The 9,635-nt window shown below is 71.8% G+C and carries 7 protein-coding genes; 5 read left to right on the forward strand and 2 right to left on the reverse strand.

Annotation, left to right across the window (positions count from 1 at the left end; translation table 11 throughout):
* A partial coding sequence (locus AC1DY2_RS09620) for a multidrug effflux MFS transporter (protein WP_476762216.1) occupies positions 1 to 1,180 on the reverse strand: 1,180 nt, incomplete at its 3' end.
* Positions 1,181 to 1,376: 196 nt separating this feature from the next.
* On the reverse strand, positions 1,377 to 2,567 hold the full coding sequence (locus AC1DY2_RS09625) for an ROK family protein (RefSeq protein ID WP_476762217.1): 1,191 nt from the start codon (positions 2,565 to 2,567) through the stop codon (positions 1,377 to 1,379).
* A gap of 144 nt (positions 2,568 to 2,711) precedes the next feature.
* Here AC1DY2_RS09625 and AC1DY2_RS09630 point away from each other — a divergent pair, with 144 nt between their 5' ends.
* The 5 genes from AC1DY2_RS09630 to AC1DY2_RS09650 all read left to right on the forward strand — a co-directional run.
* Complete coding sequence (locus AC1DY2_RS09630) at positions 2,712 to 4,007, forward strand: ABC transporter substrate-binding protein (RefSeq protein ID WP_476762218.1); 1,296 nt, start codon at positions 2,712 to 2,714, stop codon at positions 4,005 to 4,007.
* 14 nt (positions 4,008 to 4,021) lie between these two features.
* Positions 4,022 to 5,059: a carbohydrate ABC transporter permease gene (locus AC1DY2_RS09635; protein ID WP_476762219.1), complete on the forward strand. Its 1,038-nt coding sequence runs from the start codon at positions 4,022 to 4,024 to the stop codon at positions 5,057 to 5,059.
* Entirely contained in the window at positions 5,056 to 5,925 is an 870-nt protein-coding gene (locus AC1DY2_RS09640) for a carbohydrate ABC transporter permease (protein ID WP_476762220.1), read from the forward strand. Before AC1DY2_RS09635 ends, AC1DY2_RS09640 begins: the two co-directional genes overlap by 4 nt.
* Positions 5,922 to 8,339, forward strand: a complete 2,418-nt coding sequence (locus tag AC1DY2_RS09645; RefSeq protein WP_476762221.1) for a beta-xylosidase/alpha-l-arabinosidase — start codon at positions 5,922 to 5,924, stop codon at positions 8,337 to 8,339. The genes AC1DY2_RS09640 and AC1DY2_RS09645 overlap by 4 nt, the downstream gene beginning before the upstream one ends.
* A partial coding sequence (locus tag AC1DY2_RS09650) for a glycoside hydrolase family 43 protein (RefSeq protein WP_476762222.1) occupies positions 8,336 to 9,635 on the forward strand: 1,300 nt, incomplete at its 3' end. The genes AC1DY2_RS09645 and AC1DY2_RS09650, both read left to right, overlap by 4 nt.

Consider the following 9,635-nt stretch of genomic DNA (forward strand, 5'->3'; position numbering starts at 1 on the left):
GGCCCGCGCTGCCGACGCCCATGAGGCCGATCAGCGGCGAGATGACCCCGGCGAGGCCGAAGTTCAGCGCGCCGAGCAGCGACGCGGCCGTGCCGGCCTCGGCGCCGTGGTGCGCGAGGGCGAGCACCTGCACCGCGGGGAACGAGAACCCGCAGGCGAGGATGTAGAACCACAGCGGGATCGCGACCCCCCAGAAGCCGGCCTGGGCGCCGTCGAGCACGATGATGGCAATCGCCATGGCGAGGTGCACCATCGTCATGATCGCGAGGATCCACTGCGGCTGCACCGACCCGCGCATAAGGCGCGAGCTCGTCTGCACGCCGATGATGATGCCGATGGAGTTCACCGCGAACAGCAGTCCGTACTGCTGCGCGCTGAAGTGGTAGACCTCTTGGAACAGGAACGACGACGTCGAGAGGTAGCCGAAGAGGCCCGTGAACGTCATGCCGCCGACGATCGCCGCGCCGAGGTACACGCGGTCGCGGAAGAGCGCCGCGTAGCGGTCGCGCAGCGTCGAATGCCCGGCGACGTGGCGGCGTGACTTGGGCAGGGTCTCGACGATCAGGAACGCGACCGCGAGCAGCACCACGGCGCCGTAGATCGCGAGCACGACGAACACGCCGCGCCAGTCCATGACGTTGAGCAGCTGCGAGCCGATGACGGGCGCCAGCACGGGCGCGAGTCCGTTGACGAGCGCGAGCCGCGAGAGCATGCGCACCAGCGGCTTGCCGCCGAACAGGTCGCGCACCATCGCCATGGCGACCACGCCGCCCGCGGCCGCGCCGAAACCCTGCAGCAGGCGGAAGGCCATCAGCCAGGCGATGTCGGGGGCGAGCGCCGCCGCGACGGATGCCGCGATGTGCAGTGCCGTGGCGAGGATGAGCGGCAGCCGGCGACCGACCTTGTCGCTCCACGGTCCGACGATGAGCTGGCCGAGGCCGAAGCCGATCATCGTGCCGGTGAGGGTGAGCTGCACCGCAGCCGCGTTGACGCCGAGCTCGGACTGCAGCACCGGGAACGCCGGCAGGTAGAGGTCGATCGTGAACGGCCCGAGCGCGGTGAGCGCGCCGAGCACGAGCACGTAGACGAGGCGCTGGCGGCGGGAGAGGAGGTCGCCGGGGTGCGCGGGCGCCGAGTAGTCGTCGGGCCGGATGATGGGAATGGAGGCGGTTGAGGACATGCTGATCCTGGGCGTGCTCGAGTGCGGCGGCGCACGCCCTCGGACGCCGGGAAACAGGAACGACGGCATCCACGCGGGATGCCGTCGTGAGGCGATCTCGGCCGTCGGGCGGCCTCGAATCGATTCGACTGTGAACGATTCTAGCGGATGCCTCCCCCCACCACGCAACGGGGAATGCGCATCCCGAGCGTTTCGGTCAGCCCTCCTGGAGCGGATCCGCGAGCAGCCGTTCGAACGCGAGCTCGGCGGCGCCGATCGCCAGCCGGTCCTCGCCGAGGGCGGCCACCCGGATGACGAGCTCCTCCCCGGCGGCGGGCATCGCCTGCGCGGCGACCGCCGCGGCGAGGGCGTCGGGGTCGCTCTCGGCCACCGTGGCGAGGAACCCGCCGAGCACCACCAGCGACGGGTTCAGCACGTTGACGGCGTTGGCCAGGGCGGTCGAGAGGATGCGGCGCTGCCGCGCGAGCTCGGCCGCGACCTCGATCGCCTCGGGGGCGTCGGGCGCAGCCAACGCGGCCGCGAGGGCCGATGCGAGCGTCGGCTCGTCGGCGGCCGGGAGCCCGACGACGGCGAGCAGGCGGGCGCGGCTCACCTCGTCCTCGAGCACGCCGCCGGTGGCGCGACGATCCTCGGCCGACGGGATGCCCGGTCGGTTCTGGCCGAACTCGCCGGCGTAGCCGCCCGAGCCGCCGATCGGCTGCCCGTGCACGATGAGGCCGCCGCCGATGCCGCTCGCGCCGCCGTTGAGGTAGACGATGTCGTCGACGCCGCGACCGGCTCCGAAGAGGTGCTCGGCGAGGGCGCCGAGGCTGGCGTCGTTGCCGACGAACGCGGGCAGGCCGGTGGCCTCCTCGACGAGGGTGCGCAGCGGGGCATCCGTCCACTCCAGGTGCGGCGCCAGCCGGATGAGGCCGTCTGACGCCCGCACGAGTCCGGGCACGGCGAGGCCGACCGCGACCATCCGGCTGGAGCGGAGCACGTCGCCGCGCCAGCGCTCGATGGTGCGCCCCACGAGGTCGGCGGTCTCCTCCGGCGTGATGAGGTGGTCGACCTCGAGGCGCTCGCGCACGGCGATGCGCCCGTCGAGGCCGACCGCGGCGATCGTGACGGCGTCGACCTCGGGGTTCACGGTGACGGCCATCACGTCGGGGTGCGGGGCGACGACCGGCGAGGGCCGGCCGACGCGGTTGGTCGGGTCGGGCGCCCGCTCCTCCACGAGGCCCGCGTCGACGAGCTCACCGGCGAGGGCGGCCACGGTGGAGCGGTTGAGCCCAGTCGCCGCGGTGAGGCGGGCGCGCGAGAGCGGCCCCTCGAGGTGCACGAGCGCGAGGAGTTTCGAGAGGTTTCGACGGTGGACGCCATCGAAGGTTCCGGGCCGGTCTGCCACGCGACCACTCTAGGGGCGGGCGGATTCGGCGTCCCAGCGGCGCGCCCAATTTGTTGCGCTTGACCCCAAATGCGAAGCCACGTACTATTCGAGGCGTCCAGATCACTTTCGACGTAGTCGTCGAAACTTTCGAGAGGTTCAAAGATGAACAGACGCAGCATGACACGGCTCGTCACGCTGGGAGCCGTGGCCGCACTCGCCGTCGGCACCCTCGCCGGGTGCGCCGCCGGAGGTGACGACTCGGGCGACGGTTCGACCGAGCTGAGCTTCTGGCACAACTCCACCACCGGCCCCGGCAAGGCCTACTGGGAGCAGACCGCCAAGGACTTCGAGGCGGAGCACCCGGGCGTCGACATCAAGATCCAGTCCATCCAGAACGAGGACATGGACGGCAAGCTCCAGACCGCCCTGAACTCCGGTGACGCACCCGACATCTTCATGGCGCGCGGCGGCGGCAAGCTCGCGGCCGTCGTCGAGGCCGGCCAGGTGCAGGACCTCACCGACCAGCTCTCCGATGACACGAAGACGGCGCTCGGCGACGCCTCGCTCGCCGCCCTCTCGGTCGACGACAAGATCTACGGCGTGCCGTCCTCGGTGCTCCCCGGCGGCATCTACTACAGCAAGGACCTGTTCGCCCAGGCCGGCATCACCGCCCCGCCCACGACCTTCGACGAGCTGAGCGAGGACGTCGACAAGCTCAAGGCCGCCGGCGTCGCCCCCATCGCGCTCGGCGCCAAGGACGCGTGGCCGGCCGCCCACTGGTACTACTTCTTCGTGCTGCGGGAGTGCTCGGAGGACGTCGTGGCCGGACTTGCCACCGACCCCGACTTCTCCGACGAGTGCTTCCTCCGCGCCGGCCAGGACCTCGCGGACTTCGCCGCGACCGAGCCCTACAACGAGGGCTTCCTCACGACCTCCGCGCAGCAGGGCGCCGGCTCGTCGGCCGGCCTGGTCGCCAACCACAAGGCCGCCATGGAGCTCATGGGCGCATGGGACCCGGGAGTGATCGCCTCGCTCACGCCTGACGAGAAGCCGCTCGCCGACCTCGGCTGGTTCCCCTTCCCGGCCGTCGACGGCGGCGACGGCGGCGAGGGCGCGATGATGGGTGGCGTCGACGGCTACAGCTGCTACGTCGATGCACCCAAGGAGTGCGCCGAGTTCCTCGAGTTCGCCTCGCAGAAGGCGCAGCAGGAGGCCTACGCCGACGCGTTCGTGACCCTGCCGGCGAACAAGGACGCCCAGGGCGTCGTGACCGACCCCGCGCTGCAGGAGGTGCTCGCGTCGTACAACGACGCGCCGTACGTCTCGGTGTGGCTCGACACGCTGCTCGGCCAGAACGTCGGCAACGCACTGAACGTGGGTGTCGTCGACCTGCTCGCCGGCAAGGGTGACGCCCAGGGCATCGTCGACGCCGTCGAAGACGCCATCAAGAAGGGCTGAGAGGCTCTCGCACCATGAACGTTCGCACCAGCTCCCCCGCACCGAGGCGAGCCCCGGCGGACGACGTGCGGGCCGGGGACGAGCTCTCGCCCCCGGCCCTGCGCCGGGCCGGCGACGCGCCGGCCCCGGTCGCGCGTCGCAGCCGGCGCGACTGGCGGAAGGTCCTCGAGATCGCCGTGCTCGTCGGCCCGGCCCTCGTGATCTTCCTCGGCTTCGTCATCTTCCCGGTCGTCATGGCCGGCTACTACGGCTTCTTCAAGTGGAAGGGCTACGGTCCGCCCACCGACTTCATCGGCCTGCAGAACTACGTCACGATCTTCCAGGACCCCACGTTCCAGGAAGCCCTCTGGCACAACCTCGTCATCGTCGTGATGTCGCTCGTGCTGCAGGGCCCGGTGGCGCTGCTGCTCGCACTGCTCCTCAACCGTCCGATGCGCGGCCAGTCGCTGATCCGGGTGCTCATCTTCGTGCCCTACGTCATCGCCGAGGTCGTGGTCGGCACCGGCTGGAGCCTCATGCTCCAGTCCGACGGCGCCCTCAACGGCCTGCTCGACAAGGTCGGCCTCGGCGCCTTCACCCAGGACTGGCTCTCGAACCCCGACCTCGCGATCTGGACGCTGCTGGGCATCATCACGTGGAAGTACGTCGGCTTCGCCGTCATCCTCTTCCTCGCCGGACTCCAGGGCATCCCGCAGGAGCTCACCGAGGCCGCGCAGATCGACGGCGCGTCGTACTGGCAGATCCAGCGGCGCATCACGCTGCCGCTGCTCGGTCCGACCCTGCGCATCTGGGCGTTCCTGTCGATCATCGGCTCGCTGCAGCTGTTCGACCTCGTGTACATCATCTGGGGCCAGTACATCGCCTCGACCGCGGGCACCTCGACGATGGCGACCTACATGGTGGCCAACGGCCGCAACGCCGGCAACTACGGCTACGGCAACGCGGTCGCGGTCGTGCTCTTCCTCATCTCTCTCGTCGTCGCCCTCGTCTACCAGCGCTTCGTGCTGCGCCGTGACACGGCCGGCGCCCTCACCGAACGGAGCGAGCCATGACCGCCTCGGCCATCGCCATCCCACGGGCCAGACGACCGCGCAACGGCCGGCTGCCCTGGGGCAGCCCCGCGATCTACTTCGGCGCCCTCGTGGTCATCGCGCTCATGCTGGCGCCGATCCTGTACATCATCATCGGCGGCTTCCGCACCAACGCGCAGATCACCGCGGACCCCTCGGGCATGCCCGACCCCTGGGTCACGAAGAACTACGCCGGAGTGCTCAGCAGCACGACCTTCTGGGGCGAGGTGGCGAACTCCACGGTGGCCGCCGTCGTCACGACGATCGGGGTCGTCGCGCTCGGGCTCATGGCGAGCTACGTGCTCGCCCGCTACCAGTTCAAGGCGCGCGGGCTCCTCTACGCGCTCTTCGCCGCCGGCCTGATGTTCCCGATGACCGTGGCCATCACGCCGCTGTACATCGTGGTGCGCAACCTCGGCCTGATGAACTCGCTGGCCGGCATCATCCTGCCCCAGATCGCCTTCGCCCTGCCGACGACGATCATCATCCTGGTGCCGTTCCTGCGCGCCATCCCCGACGAGATCGAGGAGGCCGCCTCCATCGACGGCGCCTCGCGGCTCGGGTTCTTCTGGCGCATGGTGGTGCCGCTGGCGCTGCCGGGCGTCATCACCGTCGGCATCCTCGCCTTCATCGCGAGCTGGAACAGCTACATCCTGCCGCTGTTCATCCTGAACAACGAGGACAGCTTCACCCTGCCGCTCGGCGTGCAGGCGTTCGCCTCGCAGTACTCGGTCGACACCGCCAAGGTGCTCGCCTTCACGTCGCTGTCGATGATTCCCGCCCTCATCTTCTTCAGCATCTTCGAGCGCCGCATCGTCGGCGGCCTCACCGGGGCGGTGAAGGGATGACCGAGCCGATGACGTCGATCCAGTCCTCGACGACGGATGCCGCGGCGGATGCCACGTCGACGACGGATGCCGCGAGCGACCGCGTGACGACGGATGCCCCGTGGCGCGACCGGTCGCTGACCCCGACCGCCCGTGCGAGCGCCCTCATCGCCGAGCTCACCCTCGAGGAGAAGATCGCCCAGCTCTACGGCATCTGGATGGGGGCCTCGGCCGACGGCGCCGACGTGGCACCCCACCAGCACGAGATGACCGGCGACGTCGACCTCGATACCCTGCTCCCCAAGGGACTCGGCCAGGTCACCCGCGCCTTCGGCACCGCGCCCGTCGACGCGGCGGTCGGCGCCCAGTCGCTCGCCCGGCTGCAGGAGCGCATCGTCGCGTCGAGCCGGTTCGGCATCCCGGCGCTCGTGCACGAGGAATGCCTCGCCGGCTTCGCCGCCCACGGCGCGACCGCGTATCCGGTGCCGCTGTCGTGGGGCGCCACCTTCGATCCCGGCCTCATCGAGCAGATGGCCCGCCGGATCGGCGCCGACATGCGCTCGGTCGGCGTGCACCAGGGGCTCGCCCCGGTGCTCGACGTCGTGCGCGACGCGCGATGGGGCCGCGTCGAGGAGACCATGGGCGAAGACCCCTACCTCGTCGGCACGGTCGGCACGGCGTACGTGCGCGGGCTCGAGGCATCCGGGATCGTGGCGACGCTCAAGCACTTCGTCGGGTACTCGGCGTCGCGGGCGGGCCGCAACCTGGCGCCCGTCTCCGTCGGGGCACGGGAGCTCGCCGACGTGCTGCTGCCGCCGTTCGAGATGGTGGTGCGCGAGGCGAAGCCGCGTTCGGTGATGAACGCCTACACCGACCTCGACGGCGTGCCCACCGCCGCCGACCGCGACCTGCTCACCGGACTCCTGCGCGAGACGTGGGGCTTCGACGGCACCGTCGTCGCCGACTACTTCTCGGTCGCGTTCCTGCAGACCCTGCACGGCACCGCCGGCGACCTCGGCGAGGCGGCCGCGGCCGCGCTCGAGGCCGGCATCGACGTGGAACTGCCCACCGTGCACGCCTTCGGCGAGCCGCTCATGCATGCCGTGGCCGACGGCCGCGTCGACGAGGCGGTCGTCGATCGGGCCCTGCTGCGCGTGCTCGTGCAGAAGGTCGAGCTCGGCCTGCTCGACGACCCGGCCGCGCCGCCCGCGGCGAGCGCTGCCAAGGGCACGATCGACCTCGACCCCGCCGAGAACCGCGCGCTCGCCCGTCGCATCGCCGAGCAGGCGATCGTGCTGCTGCACAACGACGGCACGCTGCCCGTGGCTGCCCCTGCCCGCATCGCGGTGATCGGCCCGACCGCCGACGACCCGCTCGCGGTGCTCGGCTGCTACGCGTTCCCCACGCACGTCGGCGTGCACCACCCGGAGAGCGGCCTGGGCATCGAACTCCCCACGCTCGTCGAGGCGCTGCGCGCGGAGTTCCCGGACAGCGAGATCACGCTCGCGCCGGGGACCTCGATCGACGGCGCGGAGATCGACGGCATCCCGCACGCGGTCGAGCTCGCGGCATCCGCCGACCTCGTCGTGCTCGCCCTCGGCGACCGCGCCGGCCTCKTCGGCCGGGGTACCAGCGGTGAGGGCTGCGACGCCGAGAGCCTCGACCTGCCCGGTGCGCAGGGAGCGCTGCTCGAGGCCGTGCTCGACGCCGGCACGCCGACCGTGCTCACACTGCTCGCGGGCCGTCCGTACGTGCTCGGAACGGCACCCGAACGTGCCGCCGGCGTCGTGCAGGCGTTCTTCCCCGGCGAGGAGGGCACGCGCGCCGTGGCGGCCATCCTCTCGGGACGGGTGAACCCGAGCGGGCGCCTGCCCGTGAGCGTGCCGGCCACGCCCGGTGCGCAGCCGTCGACCTACCTGGCGTCGACGCTCGCGCGCAGCAACGGCGTGTCCAACATCGACCCGACCGCGAGGTACCCCTTCGGACACGGGCTCGGCTACACGACGTTMGCCTGGCGCGACCTCGAGGTGACGGCGGGCGAGGCGTCGACCGACGGCGCACTGCGGCTGTCGCTCACCGTCGAGAACACCGGCGACCGCCCGGGTGCCGAGATCGTGCAGCTGTATCTGCACGACCCGGTGGCCTCGGTCGTGCGACCCGTGCAGCGGCTGGTCGGGTTCGAGCGCGTGGAACTGGCCCCCGGGGCATCCGTTCGCCTCGACGTCGAGGTGCCGGCCGCGCTCGCCTCGTTCACCGGCCGCGACGGCCGACGCATCGTCGAGCCCGGCTCGCTCGTGCTGGGCTTCGGACGGTCGAGCGCCGACCTGCCCCTGCAGGCGGAGGTCGAGCTCGTCGGCCCCGTGCGCGTCGTCGACCACACCCGCGCCTTGCACCCCGTGTGGTCGGCCCAGCCGATCGGCCATGCCTCGCCGTGACCGCCGCACGCAACCCGGTGCTGCCGGGATTCCACCCCGATCCCAGCATCTGCCGGGTGGACGACGAGTTCTTCGTGGTGACCTCGACGTTCGAGTACTTCCCGGGGCTGCCCGTGCACCGCTCCCGCGACCTCGTCGAGTGGGAGCTCGTGGGCCACGCGGTGCACCGCGAGGAGCAGCTCGACCTGTCGTCCGTGGCGGCGTCGGGTGGGCTCTTCGCGCCGACGATCCGCCACCACGACGGCCGGTTCTTCGTCGCCTGCACGCTCGTGGGCGGCGAGGGCCGGCAGGGCAGCTTCGTGCTCACCGCAACGGATCCGGCCGGACCGTGGTCGGACCCGTCGTGGATCGAGGACGCGCCGGGCATCGACCCGTCGATCCTGTTCGACGACGACGAGCGGGCGTGGTGGTGCGGAACGCGCCTCGCCGACCCCGGCGACTGGCCCGAGCAGACCGAGGTGTGGGTGCGCGAGCTCGACGTCGCCACGATGACGCTCGTCGGCGAGGAGCACGTGGTCTGGCACGGGGCGGTCGAGGGCGCCGTGTGGGCGGAGGGTCCGCATCTCTATCGCGGCATCGGCGACGCGGGCGAGGGCGTCCTGCTCCTCGCGAGCGAGGGCGGCACCGAGCGCCACCACGCCGTGAGTGCCGCGCGCGGCCCGAGCCCGATCGGACCGTTCACCGGGTCGAAGGCGAATCCCCTGCTCACCCACCGCCATCTCGGCGGCGCGGTCGACGTGGCGAATGTCGGCCATGCCGACCTCGTCGACGACGGCCGCGGCGGATGGTGGGCGACGGCGCTGGCGACGAGGCGGCTGCCCCGGGGCGACGGCGGCGAGGCGCGAGCCGACGCGCTGCAGGGCCGCGAGACGTGGCTCGTCCCCGTGGCGTTCGAGGACGGCTGGCCCGTGTTCGCGCCGGGATCCGGCCGTCTCGCCGAGGAGGTCGAAGTGCCGTGGGCCGAGGCGCCCGCGCCCGACCCGATCGCCCTGGCCGACGACTTCGACGGCCCGTCGCTGCATCCCGAACTGCTGCAGGTGCGCACCGCCCCCGGTGCACCCCGCGCCCGGCTCGGCGAGCGCCTGGGATTCCTGCGCCTCTCCGCCGTGTCGCGCGCCCTGCAGCGGCCGGTCGCGCACGCCTTCGCGGGCTTCCGCCTCGAGCAGCCGGTCGCGACGCTCGCGACGGTCGTCGAGATTCCGGATGCCGCGTCGCCGGGCCTGCTCGCCGGGCTGGCGCTGCGGCTGACCGACGACCGATTCGTGACGCTCGGCGTTCGCGCGGGCACGGCCGACC

It is taken from the genome of Agromyces sp. P1_H4 (assembly GCF_056405255.1).

Bases quoted from the DNA above. Each gene is read 5' to 3' on its own strand.
- AC1DY2_RS09640 (WP_476762220.1), top strand. From the start codon at position 5,056: ATGACCGCCTCGGCCATCGCCATCCCACGGGCCAGACGACCGCGCAAC.
- AC1DY2_RS09635 (WP_476762219.1), top strand. From the start codon at position 4,022: ATGAACGTTCGCACCAGCTCCCCCGCACCGAGGCGAGCCCCGGCGGAC.
- AC1DY2_RS09630 (WP_476762218.1), top strand. From the start codon at position 2,712: ATGAACAGACGCAGCATGACACGGCTCGTCACGCTGGGAGCCGTGGCC.